At 34.8% G+C, this 19,060-nt stretch carries 17 protein-coding genes; 3 read left to right on the top strand and 14 right to left on the bottom strand.

All coding sequences use genetic code 11. The features are described 5' to 3' along the window. Positions 1-18 precede the first annotated feature (18 nt). From Ami3637_RS09995 to Ami3637_RS09980, 4 genes are all read right to left on the bottom strand, one after another. The gene (locus Ami3637_RS09995; RefSeq protein ID WP_162362446.1) at positions 19-573 is read right to left on the bottom strand and encodes a hypothetical protein; all 555 of its coding nucleotides are present in this window, start codon (positions 571-573) and stop codon (positions 19-21) included. Then, positions 566-1,216: a recombinase family protein gene (locus Ami3637_RS09990; RefSeq protein WP_162362445.1), complete on the bottom strand. Its 651-nt coding sequence runs from the start codon at positions 1,214-1,216 to the stop codon at positions 566-568. Before Ami3637_RS09990 ends, Ami3637_RS09995 begins: the two co-directional genes overlap by 8 nt. A gap of 224 nt (positions 1,217-1,440) precedes the next feature. Beyond that, positions 1,441-2,178 (bottom strand): FxLYD domain-containing protein, encoded by a 738-nt coding sequence (locus Ami3637_RS09985; protein WP_162362444.1) that lies wholly within the window; start codon positions 2,176-2,178, stop codon positions 1,441-1,443. A gap of 27 nt (positions 2,179-2,205) precedes the next feature. Continuing rightward, positions 2,206-3,774: an S-layer homology domain-containing protein gene (locus Ami3637_RS09980; protein WP_162362443.1), complete on the bottom strand. Its 1,569-nt coding sequence runs from the start codon at positions 3,772-3,774 to the stop codon at positions 2,206-2,208. Positions 3,775-3,921: 147 nt separating this feature from the next. Here Ami3637_RS09980 and Ami3637_RS09975 point away from each other — a divergent pair, with 147 nt between their 5' ends. Continuing rightward, entirely contained in the window at positions 3,922-4,125 is a 204-nt protein-coding gene (locus Ami3637_RS09975; protein ID WP_162363730.1) for a helix-turn-helix domain-containing protein, read from the top strand. Positions 4,126-4,438: 313 nt separating this feature from the next. Here the strand turns inward: Ami3637_RS09975 and Ami3637_RS09970 are convergent, their stop codons facing one another. The 7 genes from Ami3637_RS09970 to Ami3637_RS09940 form a co-directional block, all read right to left on the bottom strand. Then, entirely contained in the window at positions 4,439-5,887 is a 1,449-nt protein-coding gene (locus tag Ami3637_RS09970; RefSeq protein WP_162362442.1) for a DEAD/DEAH box helicase family protein, read from the bottom strand. A gap of 79 nt (positions 5,888-5,966) precedes the next feature. Then, a complete protein-coding gene (locus Ami3637_RS09965; RefSeq protein ID WP_162362441.1) occupies positions 5,967-6,617 on the bottom strand; it encodes a hypothetical protein in 651 nt (216 codons plus the stop codon). Positions 6,618-7,639: 1,022 nt separating this feature from the next. Then, a complete protein-coding gene (locus Ami3637_RS09960; RefSeq protein WP_162362440.1) occupies positions 7,640-7,915 on the bottom strand; it encodes a hypothetical protein in 276 nt (91 codons plus the stop codon). A 12-nt stretch (positions 7,916-7,927) separates the two neighbouring features. Next, on the bottom strand, positions 7,928-8,911 hold the full coding sequence (locus Ami3637_RS09955; RefSeq protein ID WP_162362439.1) for a tyrosine-type recombinase/integrase: 984 nt from the start codon (positions 8,909-8,911) through the stop codon (positions 7,928-7,930). A 128-nt stretch (positions 8,912-9,039) separates the two neighbouring features. Then, complete coding sequence (gene guaA / locus Ami3637_RS09950) at positions 9,040-10,581, bottom strand: glutamine-hydrolyzing GMP synthase (protein ID WP_162362438.1); 1,542 nt, start codon at positions 10,579-10,581, stop codon at positions 9,040-9,042. 207 nt (positions 10,582-10,788) lie between these two features. After that, positions 10,789-12,297 (bottom strand): IMP dehydrogenase, encoded by a 1,509-nt coding sequence (locus Ami3637_RS09945; RefSeq protein WP_162362437.1) that lies wholly within the window; start codon positions 12,295-12,297, stop codon positions 10,789-10,791. 1 nt (position 12,298) lies between these two features. After that, the gene (locus Ami3637_RS09940; protein ID WP_202931039.1) at positions 12,299-13,132 is read right to left on the bottom strand and encodes a M15 family metallopeptidase; all 834 of its coding nucleotides are present in this window, start codon (positions 13,130-13,132) and stop codon (positions 12,299-12,301) included. Positions 13,133-13,597: 465 nt separating this feature from the next. Between Ami3637_RS09940 and Ami3637_RS09935 the strand changes: the two genes are divergently transcribed. After that, a complete protein-coding gene (locus tag Ami3637_RS09935) occupies positions 13,598-14,293 on the top strand; it encodes a PAS domain S-box protein (RefSeq protein ID WP_162362436.1) in 696 nt (231 codons plus the stop codon). A 124-nt stretch (positions 14,294-14,417) separates the two neighbouring features. Then, positions 14,418-15,800: an alanine/glycine:cation symporter family protein gene (locus Ami3637_RS09930; RefSeq protein ID WP_162362435.1), complete on the top strand. Its 1,383-nt coding sequence runs from the start codon at positions 14,418-14,420 to the stop codon at positions 15,798-15,800. A 75-nt stretch (positions 15,801-15,875) separates the two neighbouring features. Here Ami3637_RS09930 and Ami3637_RS09925 read toward each other — a convergent pair whose 3' ends face one another. The 3 genes from Ami3637_RS09925 to Ami3637_RS09915 are packed head-to-tail and all read right to left on the bottom strand — an operon-like array spanning position 15,876 to position 19,060. After that, complete coding sequence (locus tag Ami3637_RS09925; RefSeq protein WP_162362434.1) at positions 15,876-16,787, bottom strand: hypothetical protein; 912 nt, start codon at positions 16,785-16,787, stop codon at positions 15,876-15,878. Positions 16,788-16,837: 50 nt separating this feature from the next. Further along, on the bottom strand, positions 16,838-18,139 hold the full coding sequence (locus Ami3637_RS09920; RefSeq protein WP_162362433.1) for an MATE family efflux transporter: 1,302 nt from the start codon (positions 18,137-18,139) through the stop codon (positions 16,838-16,840). Between the two features lie 24 nt (positions 18,140-18,163). Continuing rightward, positions 18,164-19,060: a GGDEF domain-containing response regulator gene (locus Ami3637_RS09915; protein WP_162362432.1), complete on the bottom strand. Its 897-nt coding sequence runs from the start codon at positions 19,058-19,060 to the stop codon at positions 18,164-18,166.

Genomic DNA, 19,060 nt, shown 5'->3' with positions numbered 1-19,060 from the left:
TACCATTGTTCTAAAGATTTAGTACGAACATGTGTTATTTGATTTTATTTCTTTGTTTAAGGATAAATCAGCTTTATTTTCATCTATAGGCTGATAGCAATCCTGGCCTTGTAGGATTTTTGGGTTGTCTTTCCCCCCGTCCTTTTTTGTGATTAATAATTCTTGAATTCTACCAATAGCAATAGCAAGGGTACTTATAAGCTTTAGCACAAATTCAATACTATCAGTTATTACAATTTGCGTTATAACACCCTCATTTTGCTGTAGATTATAAAATCTATATGTATCTTCCGGAATTTCAGGGTGAATTAATAATGTATATATATCATCTAATTTTTGTGATATGAAAAAACTATCTGATTGATAGAACTCCGCCATTAAAATATTTTTAAATAGTAGTTCCCAAATCAAAACTACTGTTAATACAACATATCCCACAATTTCAATTTTTCGTGCTGTCCTATCAGAAAACCTTGCAAACAGCTTATAAAACATAAACATACCTGTAACAAAAATTGTAATTGCCATAAATATAATTATTATCGGCAATGCATAATCAATCTTTTCAATCATTTCTATTCCTTTCTTTCATTTCAAATTGCCTTTTATATCTATAGAATGTAGCTTTTGTCATTCCTAATTCACGTATACATTCAAATGGCTTAATTTCGCCATCTAAGACCCGTTTGTATGCTTTTTCAAAGGTATCATTGTCAATAGCTTTTGGTCTGCCATATCTACCCCATTCGCCCCTTGCTTTCATAGCTTCAATCCCTTCACGCTGACGCTTTTCTTTCTTTTCTATTTCTACCTGTGCAAATACGGTATACATTTCAATAAGCATATTATTAATAGTTTCCATTATCATTTTAGCCATATAATTATTTAAGGAACTATAGTCTACTAATGTTGTTGGGATTTCTAATATCATAACACGAATACCGTTTTCCTTATAGTATCGTAGTTCCTTTAAAGTATCTTCTTTATTTCTTCCTAAACGGTCTATTTCTGTAATAAGTAATATATCGCCATCCCTTAAAACATCTTCCTTCATTATTGTATAGCGTGGGCGATTGAAGTTCTTTCCTGTCTGCTGGTCTGTAAATATCTTTTCCAATATTAAATTATTAGTAGTGCAATATTCTTGAATTTCATTTACACCCCTATCAAGATGTTGGTCTGTAGTGCTTGTTCTATGGTATCCGTAAAGTTTCATTCTATTACCACCTTTCGAAGTTGTCCTATATGATATATAGTATAACTTTAGTCTTAAAATGTCAACTCTTTATTTTGATACTTATCAAAATTCACATCTATACATTTTGATACCTTTCCAACCTATTAAATACGTAGTCCCATAATGTATACATTATGATACCCATAAAAAACAAGGACTTCAAATAGAAATCCCTGCTATAAAACTCTCGAAAATATGTAATTTTAATCCCACTCCATAATTTGCATGCGTGCATTTTTTAAATCGCCATCAACTTTTGTCATAAAATCAAACTGCACAGTTTCATTTGGTTCTATCCCTTCGCCTCCAACCGCATAGATCTCATCCGTTGTCAAAACTTCTTTATTTCTATCATAGTAAATAGCTTTTACTTTCACATTGCTATATGTAGAATCTCCTACATTTTTTATACGCCCTTTGAAGTATGCGTAATCACCATCCTTGGATAACCCTGCTGTTTCTATTTTCAAATCTTCAAATGCTCCCATGTTATTATCATCTAACTTTTTACTTTCCAAATAAGCATCTACGTTTGCAAGCTGCCTTTCCGTCAATTCATTTTTAATTCGATTTAATGACGACTTACTAGCATTAAAAGAAGTTATCTCAAGTGCCATAAGGTCTCTATTTGTTTCATTATCAATAGCATCTTGACATTTTGCCATCGTATCAATGTAACCCATCGCTTTTTTCATCGGTGCATTATGCACATTAATTCCAATTATCCAGCTAAGTAAAAGCACAATTGCTATGGATATTGCAATAAGTGATTTCTTATTCCGTACCACCTTTTTTATTGTTTGACTATTTTTATTACCAGCATTTGAATTCTGTGGTGAATTAATATTACTTTCAGCATTAATTTCAGCACCACAATAAAAACAGCTAGCAGAATTTATAGATATTTCTTTTCCGCAATTTGGGCATTTTCTTAAAGCCATTCCATTACCTCCAATAACAATAAACCCTTACGGCCTCGAAAATATAACTATATCGTATCCATCTTCGCTGGAATCCGTTTCATATAACGATATACAATCCCCTGCCTTTAGCTTTCCACTGTATACGCTGTATCCATCATCAGTTACTTGATAAATAGTAGCCTTTGAAGATAAAGCGTATCTCTTACCTGAAGGAATTACTACCGAAAGTCTATTATCTGCATCTTTTATGGTTTCTTTGTTTATATCCGCACTAATTTTATCAGTTGATACAATTACATTTTTTGAATTAACTCCAATCTCATATAAATACCAATTATCACCGCTTTTGGTTGGAACTTTCCAGCTATTGAATGAAGACTGGTCATCCGTTAATGCATCTAACTCTTTGCCATCCATATAACCGACAACGTAGAATACCTTATCGCCATCATTATTTGACCCAGTATTCTTTTCGTTAATAACTCCATATCCTTTTATAACCTTAGACGGCTTATCACTATCTTTGTTAGGCTGATTATTATTGGTATTACCCTTTAATTCATCTATTTGCTTTTCTAGTTGGGCAATCTTCTTTTCAGCAGAAGCTATTTTGCTGTTCCATTCTTCTATTAAAAGCTGATACTGTTTTACATAGCCTTCATAATATGTTACTTGCTCCTCGCATTTCTTTACTGCATTCTGGTCAGCTTCATAGACCCATCCCTGGTCTGCATGATATACCCTAACTGTTTTTTGCTGTTTAACGGCTTCTAAATTTGCCTTTGCTTCTTTCAATTTGTCTTCGTATTGGTCTAATTTAATCTGTAATTTTTGCTTGTTTAAATTGCATTCATTAATATATTCTTGTAACTTTTCTTTATCTGCTTCCAATGTGCTAATATTTTTAGTATCACTATTAATTTTCGGCTCCGTGATATTAATCGTAATATTTGTCTTCACTGAATTATCCGTAACAGAATTATCATTAATGGTAATATTGTTATTACTGTTTACATTAACTTCATTGTTAGCTATTACCGTATTAGATGGACTTACGGAATTATATAGCATTATAGACACATCACCCCTTGTAAGCACTGTATCATTCAAATAGGATGGAACATTATTTAGTAAGCTATATTTCGTTGCTACATTTATGTAGTTCTGTGGCCAAGCATATCCTGTCTGAATATCTTTTTCATACCCTAATGCCCTTACCACCATAGTAACTGCTTCTCCAAGGGTGATATTTTGAGCAGGCATGACATTTCCTTTTCCATCACCTTTCAAAATCCCTTTACTAGCACAATAACCTATGTATCCCTTTGCCCAACTATATCCTTCCATATCGTTAAAGCTGGAATTATATTGTGCTGTATTGTTTACACCATCCATCTTGGCAACCATCGTAGCGAACTCAGCCCTTGTAATATTATTATTGGGTTTAAATTGACCATCTGGATAGCCTGATATAATCCCCCTGTTAGACAATTCACTTGCATATTTTTGATAGGCTGTCCCATTTAAATCATAATAATTTGCTCCAAAAGCAATAACAGTTGTTGAAATGATTAAAGCAACCACTGTAAAAAAATAAATTAAAGTCTTTTTCATTTTAATACACACCTTCCTTTTACTGGTCTTTATAACTAAATAATATGCTCTATTTTTAGATTATAGTCGTTATTTAGAGCATATTCAACATAAAAATTGCCAATTATACTTTTATATATAGAATTAAGAAAGGTGTGTGCAATAAGAATGATTAGTTATGAGCCCTTTTGGCAGACAATAAGCGACAAAAAAATAAGCACCTATAATTTAATTAAAAAATACGGCATCAGTAGTTCTACTATTTCAAGACTTAAACACAACAAGGGCATTAATACCAATACAATAGATGACCTTTGCACCATCCTTGAATGTACTGTTTCTGATATCATCAAACACATTCCTAATAAATAACTCTTCATTGTGACGGGGAATGTAATGACCATATCGTTTAATTACCCTTGAAAACATCATACAAATGTAAACCTACCCCATACCTCCTTTATGCACAGGATTAAATGCATAAACAAATATTTCTAATTACTTTTTACATTAATAAAATTTAGTTTTTATTTTCTATATTATAAATTTATATACCACCATATTACATTTTGCAGGGTATTACACTTTCCAGTCGCATTCCCTTACATCTTTACAATTAAATAGGTGACAAAAATGGTGTTATCCTTAATACAGCTTTACAACAAAATTGTCACCCTAAAATAATTTAAGCTATTTTATCATTATCTATTTTTTCTATTATCCAATATCTTTCATGTTTTGTTCTTTTAGGGATTATTACGTATGGAAGCCCAAGCCACTTTAACCCTTGATTTAATTTTGCATAAGTTTTTTGTTGTCTTCCTGCAACCCTTACATTAAGGGCATTTATTAATATATTCTTTTCTTGTTTAAACAATTTCTTATTTTCTAATTCTTCTAAAATTGGTTTTAATTCTTTGGAACGTCTTATATTTTCTTCTACCGAATACTTTTTATTACCAAATAATTTAGATATATATTTACAATATCCTTGTTTCACCATTTCCTTATATAGTTCAATATCACACTTTTTCTTATAAAGCATTACATTATTAACCTTTTTCACTACTTTGTTATCCGCTAAAACTTCATCATATATAAGTCTTGACTGTTCTTTACGCGCATATTTTCTAATATATTCAATATATCCATTGTGTAATAAATATTGGATGGGTATAAGCATATCTTTAAGCTGTGTTATTTTGCCACCAAGTTTTTTGTTATTCACAGCATGAATATATAAATTCACTTTATCAAGTTCGCCTTGTATACGCTTTCTTCCAATGCACTGTTGCATAACATCAACATCTTCTACGTCTATAACTATATGCTTTAATTGGGTATCCTTAATATTTACCCCTGCTTCTAAGCAAGTGGTGGTAATAAATATCTGTCCATCAAAGCATTCATTTTGCAACATATTTGTAATTTTTTCTTTGTCCACATATTTATAATGTGAATCGGATTTTCCACAATTATATAAAGTGTATTTATCATATTTTTTATATAATTCATAACCCTTTGTTGCTGACTGGATGAAGAATATTGCTTTTTCGCCCAATTCAATTATTTGCTTCATATATTTTTCAATGTAATCTGTGCTGTAATAAAAAGTTAACTGATTAATAAAACTATAGTCATATTCAAATTTATAATTAATAGTTTCAATTCCAAGCACACCACTAATATATTCTTTCATATTTTTACTGGTAGCGGATAAAAATATCTTTGTCGCATTTTCGACATTTAATATTCTTTCAAGACTTACTTCTGTTCTTTGATTAAAGCAACTGTCCGATAAGAAATAATGAAATTCATCACAAACTATATACTGATATTCATTAAAATTAAAGTCTTTAGGCAAACTAAAATATTCATTACTTTGATATGTTCTAATATCAATAATATCTAATTTTCCTTCCTTTTCTAATTCCATTGTAAATTGTTCTATGCAGTTCAACCTATGAATTAACATAAGAATTCTTTCACCCTTGGCCTTAGCATAATCATATAGATTATTTTTTATAAAATGGCTTTTCCCTGCCCCTGTTGGAGCTGTTATTGTTACTACTTTGTTATTCCACTTTGCAATTTCTTCTGTTGTAATTTTATCTGATATTCTTTTATTTTCCATTTATATTTCCTTTCGTATTTTTATTTTAAGTAAAGAATAAAAAGGAAGTAGATAAAATAAATTATCTACTTCGCAGTTATTAATTTTCTATAATTGGAATAAATTCTACTTGTTTCATTAGGCTTTCATTCCAACTGTCATAGTGGTCTTCCACAAACCCCTTTACAGGTTCTTCAATAGGCTTTATTTCTAACAATCCCGCTTCTACTAATTTTGCGACTGGAACCAAATAGAAGTATCCCAAGGCATTTTCCTTATAGTCTATAAGTCCATCTTTCGGTTTTACAATTTGGTCGTTTCCCAAATTATTAAGAATGAACTGCTTCGCTGCCTGATAATCTTCTATTACATAAAACATTTTTTCAACGGTATCAACAAATACTAAGCTGGAATATTCACCAGTCTGAAACCATCCATCACTTATTCTATATTGAAGGTTATATTTATTTTTTTGGGTTATCCTTATATTTGCCATTGGATACTTATGGTATCTTTCAAACAAAATATTATTACTTTCGTGAATTTTGTTATCTTGTTTTATTTCTACCATATTTTCACCATCTAATATGATATCACCAAAATGATAATATCTATCAATTTCACCAACCATTTCACAGTTAACACCATTAACTTGCTGCGCAAGTCTAAAGACATTTTCAGTCTTATGCCCTTGGGCAGATTTTTCTTTCCAATTATCTTGATTATTTATTACGTTTGAATTTACCAACATAATGTCATCATCCTTTCTTATATTAAAATAATTAAATTACATTAATGTAATATTCTGTAATTTAAAAGTGATAAAAAAAGAACATTACAACTATAATTAAATTGTTTGTTCTTTAAGTGATATCGTGTTAATAAAATTTGAATTTTAATTTATCCGTAATGCATAGCAAACCTACCTTTCTTTATGTGGTCTTACCCACTATTAGAATTAACTAATGTTCCAACTATTAAATATAGGATTGTGCGCACTAAATCCTATATTAATTATAACGGTGTGATACTTCCATAATATTACGGTTGTTGGTTTCAAGACGGAACAACTTTGATTATAAGGAAAGAATTCGTTTACCACATCAAATCGCTTCCTATTTATATACACATATATGCACATGACTATATCTATCTGTTCCCACAACGTTTCATATACTCTATGCATATTTATTCAATATTAACGTATAAATCATATGATTAAAAGTATATTCAATGCATTATCAATCTCAACCAACACCTAAATTATAGCAAATTACTATTGATTTGTCAAATTCGTGCCGATTTTCAAGAATGTTGATTGGTTTTTACATCAATTTGACATTATGCATATTTTGTGGTATAATTATTCATATAGTTAAAATGTTTGCCACATTCAAATCATAACAATTGAATATATTTTGCTATTTTTAGGTTTGTCAAATATGCATTTCTTAATTATGCGTTTATCAATACTAATAATTAAGGTGGCTATTGCTTTTTGGGCACGCCCTATTTGCGTGCCCAAAATCTATATTGTAGCGCAGTATTGTATATAATTTCATTTTTTAGCTTCTATAATGCTTTTAGGCACTGATTTAATCTTAATAGGTAAATAGGGTCATATTTTATTAATTTCCATTCTGGATGGTAAATAACACCCCAAAATTATATATGCAAATTAATCTTTCAGATTTAATTTTCTACTACATCCACATAATTCAAAGGATAAAAAACATGGCAACCTTTTTATGGATTGCCATGGTCAATATACTATTATATTTTAGATATTTCTTTAGCCAGCTTTATTCCTACCATTACACCTTCTTCAAAGTATTTTTGCCCTTGTGCTTCACCGTAATCGATAATCAGATTAAATACTTCCTCAGCCCCTTCATATTCCAACTGTGTATGAAGTTTTTCATTTAATGTTGCTAAGTTAGTATTAATTAATTCTTCATAATTTTCGTCCGATGGGGAAATAACAGCTTCTGAACAATACATGTAAGCGATATTAGATATAGTTGCCTTATCAATTAAATTCTTATTCATAATGCCACCCCACTAATATCTTCTTTGCTTTGGTCTGAATTCTTCCAACGGATTAAATTCATCTACTATATTCACAAGGTCAGTAGGATTAAATGCATAATACCTTTCCAGCATCTTCATTGACTTATGCCCTGTTATTCGCTTTAGCATCAACGGGGACATTCCTTTTCTAACTGAAAGTGTAATAAATGTATGCCTATATAGGTGCAATCCATATTTGTTTATCCCCCTTCTTTTAGAATACCTTTTAATGGCAGTCTGCAATACACTTCTTTGCATTTGTTCACCATATATATTACAAAAAAGATAATCTTCTTTAGAAGCATTTCTAATACTTAACCATTCTTGTAGTACAATATGTAATGTCGTTGGTATTGGCAATATTCTTGCTTCCCGATTTTTGGTCTTGTTCAGAATAATGTAATCATCCTTCAAATTAATGTTACCAACTGTTAAAGCCCTTAATTCCCCTGCCCTTATTCCTGTGGCTAAAAAAGTATTTATTATAACCCAAGCACGAAACTCAGCAAAATCATTATTGGTTGGCTTCTTTAGCAATATTTCTAATTCTTCTTTAGAATAGATTTCTTTTATTTCTTCTTGTTCCACCATATGTGTGAATTCTATCTGTTCCTTGATATAGCCTTTTTCAATTCCATATTTAACAGTTGGGGATATCTTAAAGACATAACTGTTAATAGTTGTAGCTTTATGATAGGATTGTAAATGCAGACAATATTCATTTATAAGGTCTTGTGTTATATCATTGCACATTAAATCATACCCAGTAAAATCTAAAAAGTATCTTGTTGCATACACATACCCGTTTATAGTAGTTTCTGATAAGTTCTTTATTTTGCATTCCCTAACATACAAATCCAATAAACTTTGATAGCTAATATTGGATATAGCATGTGCACTTATCACCTTTCTTGTCCTTCGTTTAATTTCTGGCAATATGGATTCATTTCTGTTCACGGTTGGTTCTTTGGTCATATCATAACCTCCTTAAAAATAAAAAAATAGGTAGCTATGATTGCCTACTTACACTTAAATAAACAATATAACTACCTATAAAATTCGTTATGACAAACATCTACAAACGTTGAAATTTCAACGTTTTATCACTCCATCTCTATCGTAGCTGGCGGCTTCCCCGTACAGTCATAAAACACTCTGTTCACGCCACTTACTTCATTAACGATTCTGGTTGTCACGTTGCCCAGCACTTCCCAAGGGATTTCTGCTGATTCTGCGGTCATGAAGTCTGTTGTGGTTACTGCACGAAGCACTACAGCGTAGTCGTAGGTTCTGAAATCACCCATTACGCCTACGGAACGCATATTGGTAAGAGCTGCAAAGTACTGATTGATGTCCTTATCAATTCCCGCTTTTGCTATTTCCTCTCTCCAGATGGCATCAGCATCCTGAACAATCTTAACCTTCTCAGCAGTAACTTCACCGATGATTCGGATTCCAAGGCCAGGACCTGGGAATGGCTGACGGAAAACTAAATAGTCAGGAATACCAAGTTCAAGACCCGCTTTTCTCACTTCATCCTTAAACAGCATACGAAGAGGCTCGATGATTTCCTTAAAATCCACATAATCAGGAAGTCCACCTACATTATGATGGGACTTGATCACTGCTGATTTTCCAAGACCACTTTCGATTACATCTGGATAAATAGTTCCCTGAACAAGGAAATCTACAGTACCGATTTTCTTAGCTTCTTCTTCAAATACACGGATAAATTCTTCCCCGATAATCTTTCTCTTCTGTTCAGGCTCTTCAATGCCAGCAAGCTTCTGGTAAAATCTTTCCTGTGCATTTACCCTGATAAAGTTCAGATCATAAGGGCCTTCTGGACCGAAAACTGCTTCAACTTCGTCTCCTTCATTCTTTCTCAGTAAACCGTGGTCCACAAAGACACAAGTTAACTGCTTGCCAATTGCTTTTGACAGAAGTACTGCTGCTACAGAAGAATCCACTCCGCCGGATAAAGCACAAAGTACCTTACCATCGCCAACCTTTTCTCTGACAGCTTTTATTGTATCTTCTACAAAAGAATCCATCTTCCAGTCCCCTTTGCAGCCGCATATGCCCTTTACAAAGGCCTCCAGCATCTTAGTCCCTTCCTGAGTATGATTTACCTCAGGATGATGCTGCATAGCATACCATCCCTTCTCAGGGTTTTCCATGGCAGCTATAGGGCAGACTGGTGTTGACGCAACAACCTTAAATCCCTCTGGAGCTTTAGATATATAATCCGTATGGCTCATCCATACGATAGTTTTTTCTGAAACATCCTTAAACAATGCTGAATCTTTGTTTACTGTCAGTTCAGTTCTTCCATATTCGGATACAGGGGCAGTCTCCACTTTACCCCCAAGCTGATGGGCAAGAAGCTGTGCTCCGTAGCAAAGTCCAAGAATCGGAATGCCCATATGATAAAGTTCTTCCGGGCACTGAGGGGATTCCTCACCATAAACACTGTTAGGACCTCCTGTAAAAATAATGCCTTTCGGATTCAGTTCCTTTATTTTTTCCAGGCTCACCGTATAGGGATGAACTTCACAGTATACATTGCACTCTCTTACTCGTCTTGCAATCAACTGATTATACTGGCCGCCAAAATCTAGTACGATAATCTTTTCCTGTTGCATTTTACCTCCACTATAACCAGTACGGAAAACCATGAGTATAGGCATTCACGTACTGCATTTACTTATCAATAAATAATTTATAATTAAATCAAAATTCTTCTATTTAAATTTGTCATATCATAAAGGAAATGAAATCCCAGAATGAATGAAAAATTGCTCCAGTCCATATAGATCTGCTCTTTATGAACGCACATCCAACCAATTTTCTTATCTTACGCTGGTATTATCTGTATTCTTTAAAATAACATCATGTGCTCCGCCTTCAACTATACTTGTTGCTGAAACAAGAGTAATCTTAGCTTTCTGCTGAAGCTCTGCAATGGATAGTGCTCCGCAGTTGCACATAGTTGATTTTACTTTGTTTAATGAAAGGGTAACGTTATCCTTAAGACTTCCTGCATATGGAACATAAGAATCAACACCTTCTTCAAACTTAAGCTTGCTGTCACCACCAAGATCATATCTCTGCCAGTTTCTTGCTCTGTTTGAACCTTCTCCCCAGTATTCCTTAACATAAGTTCCGTTAACAATCAGCTTGTTTGTAGGAGATTCATCAAATCTTGAGAAGTATCTTCCAAGCATGATAAAGTCTGAACCCATGGCAAGTGCCAGTGTCATATGATAATCATAAACAATACCACCATCAGAACAAATTGGAATATAAATACCAGTTTCTTCATAATACTGATTTCTTGCAGTTGCTACATCGATTGTGGCAGTAGCCTGTCCACGTCCGATACCCTTCTGTTCTCTTGTGATACAGATAGAACCGCCGCCGATACCAATTTTAATAAAGTCAGCACCAGCATCTGCAAGGTATCTGAATCCTTCTCCATCAACCACGTTACCTGCACCAATTTTAACCGTGTCACCATATTTTTCTCTTACAAAAGCAATGGTGTCCTTCTGCCACTCTGAGAATCCTTCTGATGAGTCAATACATAAAACATCTGCCCCAGCTTCAACTAAGGCCGGAATTCTTTCTTCATAATCTCTTGTATTTACTCCAGCACCAACCGCATATCTCTTATGGGAATCCAGAAGTTCATTTGGATTATCCTTATGAGAATCATAATCTTTACGGAATACAAAATGAGTCAGTCTCTGGTTCTTATCTATAATAGGAAGAGCATTTAGCTTGTGCTCCCAAAGCATATCATTTGCTTCAGATAAAGAACATCCCTCTTCAGCATAAACAAGTGCTGAAAATGGCGTCATAAATTCTGAGATCTTTGTAGCCGGACTCATACGGCTCACTCTGTAGTCTCTGCTTGTAACGATACCCTGTATCTTTCCTTCTGCTGTTCCATCATCTGTGATAGCAATAGTAGAATGACCGCTTTTTTCTTTTATGGCAAGTACATCTGCCAGAGTCTGGTCAGGTCTCAGGTTGGAATCACTTGTTACAAAACCTGCTTTATGGCTTTTTACTCTTTTAACCATAGCCGCCTGACTTTCAATGGACTGTGAACCAAAGATAAAGGAAATTCCTCCTTCTTTAGCTAAAGCAACTGCCATTTTATCATCTGATACAGACTGCATGATAGCAGATACAAGTGGGATATTCATTGTAATAGAAGGTTTTTCACCTTTCTTAAACTTTACTACAGGTGTCTTAAGACTTACATTATCTGGTGTACAATTCTTATCGGAATATCCCGGTACTAAAAGATATTCGTTAAATGTTCTGGATGGTTCATCAAAATAGTGCGCCATGTTATATCTCCTTTTCTAAATACTCTTCGAGGGTCAGCCCCTCATTAAAAATCTCTTTTGCTGCTGTTTTCCCAACATATCTGATATGCCAAGGCTCGTACACATATCCTGTAATGTTCTCTTTGCCATTAGGAAAACGAATAATAAAGCCAAACTTATATGCATTGTCATTCAGCCACTTACCCTCCGGGGTATTGATGTAATCTTTTGTCAGCTGATAATTCACGGAGGGAGAGCTTACATCAGCAGCAAGTCCTGTCTGATGCTCACTTTTTCCCGGTTGAGCACTAAAGGTGTCTGCTTCCTTTTTTCCATGATATTTAACATAATTGTTGTATAAGTTTGACTGGAAATCATAAGAACGATAAGCAGTAGTTACTATTATAGTATGACCCTTCTTTGCTGCTGCTTCAGAGAGCTTATTAAAAGCCTCCGCAGCTTCCTTTCTCATAACTCTTCCCTCTGGGGGACGGTCAGGAGCAAAATATTTAATAGCTGTCAAATCTTCAGGTTTATAACTACTGTCCACAGGATTCTGTTTGTTGACAAGAATAAAAAGACCCTTATCAAGATCGCGTTTTAGCGCTTCTCTTCTACTCACACTTTTTTCGGACTCCACAACAACCGGAAGTTTTCCGTCAGATTTTCCATCTGAGTGAGGCGTATCGTCTCCCTGTGCGATAAGTCTTCCATTCTCGCCTAAAATTATAATGTCCGGATTATAATCTGCTGGAAACTGGTTACCACTCATTAATGGTATTCCAACATATCCAATGAAAAGCTGGGTTGTTAATAGTGCCACAGTTATATATATGATTATTATTTGTTGTCTCAATTAATTCCCCACCTTTGAAGCCCTGCTTATATCTGCCATATAGCCCTGCAGGGTCTCATACAAAAATTCCAGCAACCTTGAGCTGCCAGAAATTTTTAAATTATACATTATAAAAATTAGAAGTTTAATTATTTATTGTATAACAAATTTCCCTATTTTACAACATCTAAGTTCATCTGAAATTGTCTGAAAATGTTTAAATTGTTTTTTTTTTTTGTTTTTTAGATATTTTGAATATTAAATACGGTGAAAACCGTCAATATGCTGCTTCATTTGTCTGATACTAATTCGCTTTTATGTTTACCTTTATGGTAAAATTTATTCAAATAAACAAGTTTTGTGGATTTCACCACAAAGTTTAAAATATATGCTACAATAAAACAGATGATGAATATTATCACCATTTATATTTTTACTAAAACGATTATTCACCAGAAGGGTGATACTGCTTTTCAGGAGGGCTTTATGAGTCAGGAATTAAATATTATCAATTTATGCGAAAATTGTGTTACTGCATTACGCAATACTATAGATTCAAATATTTCAAGGGATTTAAGCATATCCCTTAACCAAAAACTCTTTTTATTGGAAACCGCTTTGGATGATTTTAAAAACAGACATATTGATTTTGAGGAAATCTGCAATCATTCAGCTAATGCTTTATATGTTGCTGACAGATATGGTAAGACGGTTTATTTCAACCAGCCTTTTTTAGAATTCAGTGGTTTAAAAAAAGAAGATCTTATAGAGAAAAATGTCCATGAAATAAAAGGTGAGAAAGCACCATTTATCAACGACATCATTACAAAAGTAATAAATACTAAAAAGCTCTGTCACCTGAATAACCGACTAGCTGATGAAGAAATCTCTGTAACAGGTCTTCCCATTCCTGATGAACTTGGCCAGCTGAAATATGCCATGATACATATACAGATTATGCCTGTAAGTGTTTATCAAACTGAAACTGAAACCGAATCTGAGCCTGCATATTCAACATATCTGAAAAAGTCCCAATATAATCTGAAAAAGTCTGTTGAATCTTTTGAAAAAGACATTATACGTGATGCCATCGGCCAATACGGTTCAAAACGAAAAGCTGCTTCGGCCCTTGGCGTGGATCACTCTACCCTGATAAAAAAGTGTCAGCGATACGGCATTTAATTTCATATTGGACGTGCAGTTCAGTTGGAATAATCCAGAAAGAGTTCTTTTTATAGGAACAGTCAGCATACAATAATAACCATCTGTATTTTTAATTAATGATTAAGAAGTGGAGTAGTTTATTATGTGTACCCTGATTGATTTTATGGGCTCCTTATCAAACTGGATGTGGGGTCCTCCCATGCTGGCCCTGATTGTTGGGGGCGGCATCTTTCTTACCATAAGGCTGGGTTTCTTTCAAATCCTTCATTACCCCTATATTCTCAAGCAAACTTTTGGAACCATATTTAAAAAAAGTAAAGGTCAGGGCACTGTATCTCCCTTTCAGGCTGCAACCACGGCTTTAGCCTCCACCATTGGTGCTTCTAATATTGTAGGAGTGCCTATCGCCATTGCCTTTGGAGGTCCGGGGGCTGTTTTCTGGATGTGGGTTGTGTCCCTCATCGGCTGTGCCACCAAGTTTTCGGAGATCGTACTTGGTGTCAAATACAGAGAACTTAATGAAGACGGGCAATACGTGGGAGGTCCCATGTACTATCTGGCCGCGGGAATACCCAACAAAACCATCGGTGAAACTCTGGCTATTATTTTTGCTTTTTTCACTATGATTATCTCTGCAGCTTCTGTAGCAGCCCAGTCTGTATCTGCTACCCAGACTGTAGGGGTTATGGGGGTAAGCAATATAACAACGGGGATTATCTTAACCCTATTCGTTGCAGTCATTGTTTATGGTGGTATCACCAGAATAGCCAGTGTCTCTTCAAAGCTGGTGCCCTTTATGTCCAGCCTTTATGTTCTGGGAGCTCTGGTAGTGGTACTCTGTAATATCACTGCTCTGCCTGATGTTCTCACTTTGATCTTTAAGTCTGCTTTTACCCCTTCTGCTACTGCAGGCGGCCTAACCGGCTCTTCCATGGCTGCTGCCATGAGATGGGGCATTGCACGGGGTACGTATTCCTGCGAAGCAGGAATGGGAACGGCTCCAGTAGCCCACTCAGCTGCCACCACAGACCATCCTGTCAGACAGGGCCTTTGGGGTATTTTTGAAATCACTGTATCCAGTCTGATTATCTGCACCATGTCCGCGTTAGTTGTTCTTACTACTGGTATCTGGACTCAGGTGGATGCTTCTCTTGCAGCCTCCATGCCTACACTGGCTTTTCAATCTGTATTCGGGGATATGATTGGAGGACTGATGGTCTCTTTCTCCATGTTGATGTTTGTCATATCAACAATTATTGTTCAGGTTTTTTATGGAGAAAAGCAATGTGAATTCTTTTTTGGGACTAAAATTGCCAAGTTTTTGAAGATCTTTTATGTGCTGGCTATTTTTGCAGGTGCATTAGGAGGTTTGGAAACTGTCTTTTCTTTTCTGGATGTAATACTTGGCATAACTATGCTTCCGAATATGGCAGGCTTGCTTCTCATGAGCGGTCAGGTAGTCGCATTGAAAAAGGAGTTTTTCTCAGGTCCAAATTACTATCTAAAAGACATAAAAAAACATTAATTTTACTTAGTTGTTAATTATATTTGTATTATATATTGAAAAACTTTACTAAATAAATTACTTCTTAGTAATTGTTTAGTAAAGTTTCTCACCAGAATTATATTCTTCTTCCCATGCTTTATATTGATTTATATTTAATGCTTTTGCTGTAAATTTTTTTATTTTATCAAATTCCACTAAAATGGTCTGCGTATTATTTATATCAAAGTATTTATGCTTTTCAGTGGCTATATTTAATACATCAATTCCATCCAAATTTGTTAACTCACATAAATATGCCGAATAATATTGCTTCCCCTCGCTAATCACTACATAATTTACCAAATTGTCGTCTTTCCATTCAGAGATAATAGGAAACGTTCGTTGTTGTTTAGCTTCATTGTATTTAAATTTCATCATTGTTGGCACAAATGCAGTCATTAAAATTAATATAACAATTAACCCATTTCTGACCCAATTCCTCTTTTCAATAATTACTTGAATATTATTTGTCCAAGCAAATATACATAATAGATATAAATAAATAAAAACCGAAAAAAATGTTGCTATATTTTTTTCGGGGCATAAGAACCAAGAGAGAGCTATTACACCTATAAATATAACAATAACCTCAAATATAACTCCTATATATTTTACTATCTTTTCATGAGATTTATTTTTGATAAATATTGCAACTTTATTATTTATTAGGTAAATCCCTGCATATAAAAGGCTTGCTACAATTCCACTTCCTAAGGCTAATAAAAACACGAATGTATCTATATTAGATAATGAAAAATCATAATAATTCAAGTCAAAATCAAAATAAAGGCACCTGCCAAAACTAATATATTTAAGTATAGCAGTAATCACTACTGATAAAATAGCTATAATCGCTACAATGCATCCTAGTATTTCTGAAATTTGTTTAAAGTTATATTGATTTTTATTTACTATTTTACCTATATTCTCTTTATCTACATTTCTCCTTACCTTTCTTTTGTACATTCCCAATTTTCCTTCCCAATTCTATTAATAATAGAGCTAAATTCCTTGGTCTATAATAAACCCCTATTACTTGTTTTTTTAAGCATTACTGAAAGCAGTGAGATGGATATCTGTGTAGCCGGATAGGCAAGCCAGATACCTGAAATGCCGCAAAATATCGGCAAAAGTAGTAAGAATATGGGAGTAAACACAAAGGGGTCTGCATAAACCAGTATGGATGCATTTCGTCCATCATCTATGGCATAAAAGTATGCCGACATAATTCGGGCAATGGCAATGAAGGGTATAGCCAGAACAAGGGCCAGCATTGCCGGAACTGAGGCAGCTGCTACTTCCTGAGACACACCATAGATAATTGGGAATTGATATCTTGCCAGTGCCGTGGCAGCCATTAATATGACGCATATTATACCTGCCAGGCCAAATGCTTTTTTTACCACATGTTTAAGCGCAGGATAGTCTTCTGCCCCTTTGCAAAAACTGATAATCGGCTGTACACCATCTGCCAGACCCTGCATCAGACTGTAAACAAGATAGGCGGCATACGACATCACCGTATACACCGCAACCCCGGCTGTTCCTCCATAGTGAAGGGCCTGAAGATTTGTAAATATAATAACAACTCCCGGTGCCATAGTCAGGCCAAAAGGAGATGCACCTATTTTCAATATATCTTTACTCAGTTTTCTATCTGGTATATACCAGCTATTACCAAGTTTATCTTTTATCACTGCCATTGCTGCAAAGACAGCCACAGACGCCTGCCCTGCACAGGTGGCAAAAGCAACGCCTCCAAGGCCCCAGTCAAAGACATACAAGGCAGCCCAGTCCAAAAATATGTTTACAAACATACCCACGATCATGATGAGCATGGCGAAAACGGGTTTTCCCAGATTTTTTAATATAGGATTAAGTCCCGCACCCATGATCTGAAAAAAGGCGCCCCAGGCTATAACCTTCATATAACTTAATCCATATTTAAATAAAACACCGTCAGCTCCCAGAAATCGAAGAAACATTGGTGAAAAAAACAGATATATTATGGTAGCGGCAACGGAGGCAAAAAATAGCATTACAATAGTGGTACCTTCTGCTTTTCTGGCTTCCTCAAATTCACCACTTCCCTTTTTAATAGACATGATGATAGCCCCGCCAGTTCCTATGCCTATGCCTGCTGATGAAATTAAGCTTAACAGCGGCCATGCAATGTTAATGGCTGCCAATCCATCGTCTCCCATAACCTGTCCGATAAAAAAACCATCAACTATTCCATAGAAACCGGTTAGAATCATTGTGAGCATGGAAGGTATGACATATTTAGAAAATTGCTCTGCTACATTTCGTTCTTTCATTAGCTTTTATTCCTCTATAAAAGGTTAAATCCATATAACCTGATTCCTGCCCTTTCCTTTTGCTTCGTACAGCATTTTATCGGCAATTGCCGTAAAAGCATCAACCGAGTCTCTCTCCGAAGGGATAATGGTACTTCCCCCAATGCTTATGGTCACACGAATCTCTTCTTCAGAATTACCGCCCACTTTGCAGACACTTTTCTGCCCTACCGCATTGCATACGTTTTTCATAATCTCACAAGCTGAGGCTCTTTTTTCGCCGACCAGGATAAGAAAAAATTCTTCTCCACCCATACGGGCGATGTAGTTATTTTCTTCCGGCATGGCCTGTTTCATAATGTTGGCGACGGCGCTCAGGACCCTGTCCCCCTCCTGATGACCATAGGTATCATTTACTCTTTTGAAAAAGTCTATATCCGCAACTCCTAAAGAAAAAGGAACTTTATTCTCTATGCAATACTTCCATTGTTTGCTTGTATAATCAATGCAGTGTTTTCTTGTATATAATCCGGTCAGTACATCTATATACATCTGGGTTTCCAGCATCTTTCTATATCTGAACATATTGATATGTGTGCGAACTCTTGCACACACTACGTTACAGCAAAAAGGTTTTCTGATGTAATCCACCGCCCCGCAGAAAAATGCCTTTTCTTCTGTGGCTGTATCATCTACACCCGTAAGAAATACCACGGGAATCTGCTGAGTTTCCTTGGCTGCCTGCAGTCTTTCCATGACCTGAAAGCCATTGAGCCCTGGCATTTCAATATCCAGGAGTATAAGTGAAGGCTGTGTATGTTTTGCAATTTCTAGCCCTTTTTTACCTTCATCTGCATAAATTATGTTATATTCTTTTTGTAATATACCTTTTAGTAATTGAATATTAAAAAAACTATCATCTATTATCAGAATGGTTTCCAA

It is taken from the genome of Aminipila terrae (assembly GCF_010120715.1).
In the GTDB taxonomy this organism is placed as follows: Bacteria; Bacillota; Clostridia; order Peptostreptococcales; family Anaerovoracaceae; genus Aminipila; species Aminipila terrae.
Note: the sequence above shows the minus strand (reverse complement) of the source record. Positions and strands in the feature narration are given on the sequence as shown.

Excerpts from the sequence above, each read along its gene's own strand:
- Ami3637_RS09995 (WP_162362446.1), bottom strand. The coding sequence starts at position 573 with ATGATTGAAAAGATTGATTATGCATTGCCGATAATAATTATATTTATG.
- Ami3637_RS09990 (WP_162362445.1), bottom strand. The coding sequence starts at position 1,216 with ATGAAACTTTACGGATACCATAGAACAAGCACTACAGACCAACATCTT.
- Ami3637_RS09985 (WP_162362444.1), bottom strand. The coding sequence starts at position 2,178 with ATGGCTTTAAGAAAATGCCCAAATTGCGGAAAAGAAATATCTATAAAT.
- Ami3637_RS09980 (WP_162362443.1), bottom strand. The coding sequence starts at position 3,774 with ATGAAAAAGACTTTAATTTATTTTTTTACAGTGGTTGCTTTAATCATT.
- Ami3637_RS09975 (WP_162363730.1), top strand. The coding sequence starts at position 3,922 with ATGATTAGTTATGAGCCCTTTTGGCAGACAATAAGCGACAAAAAAATA.
- Ami3637_RS09970 (WP_162362442.1), bottom strand. The coding sequence starts at position 5,887 with ATGGAAAATAAAAGAATATCAGATAAAATTACAACAGAAGAAATTGCA.
- Ami3637_RS09965 (WP_162362441.1), bottom strand. The coding sequence starts at position 6,617 with ATGTTGGTAAATTCAAACGTAATAAATAATCAAGATAATTGGAAAGAA.
- Ami3637_RS09960 (WP_162362440.1), bottom strand. The coding sequence starts at position 7,915 with ATGAATAAGAATTTAATTGATAAGGCAACTATATCTAATATCGCTTAC.
- Ami3637_RS09955 (WP_162362439.1), bottom strand. The coding sequence starts at position 8,911 with ATGACCAAAGAACCAACCGTGAACAGAAATGAATCCATATTGCCAGAA.
- guaA (WP_162362438.1), bottom strand. The coding sequence starts at position 10,581 with ATGCAACAGGAAAAGATTATCGTACTAGATTTTGGCGGCCAGTATAAT.
- Ami3637_RS09945 (WP_162362437.1), bottom strand. The coding sequence starts at position 12,297 with ATGGCGCACTATTTTGATGAACCATCCAGAACATTTAACGAATATCTT.
- Ami3637_RS09935 (WP_162362436.1), top strand. The coding sequence starts at position 13,598 with ATGAGTCAGGAATTAAATATTATCAATTTATGCGAAAATTGTGTTACT.
- Ami3637_RS09930 (WP_162362435.1), top strand. The coding sequence starts at position 14,418 with ATGTGTACCCTGATTGATTTTATGGGCTCCTTATCAAACTGGATGTGG.
- Ami3637_RS09925 (WP_162362434.1), bottom strand. The coding sequence starts at position 16,787 with ATGTACAAAAGAAAGGTAAGGAGAAATGTAGATAAAGAGAATATAGGT.
- Ami3637_RS09920 (WP_162362433.1), bottom strand. The coding sequence starts at position 18,139 with ATGAAAGAACGAAATGTAGCAGAGCAATTTTCTAAATATGTCATACCT.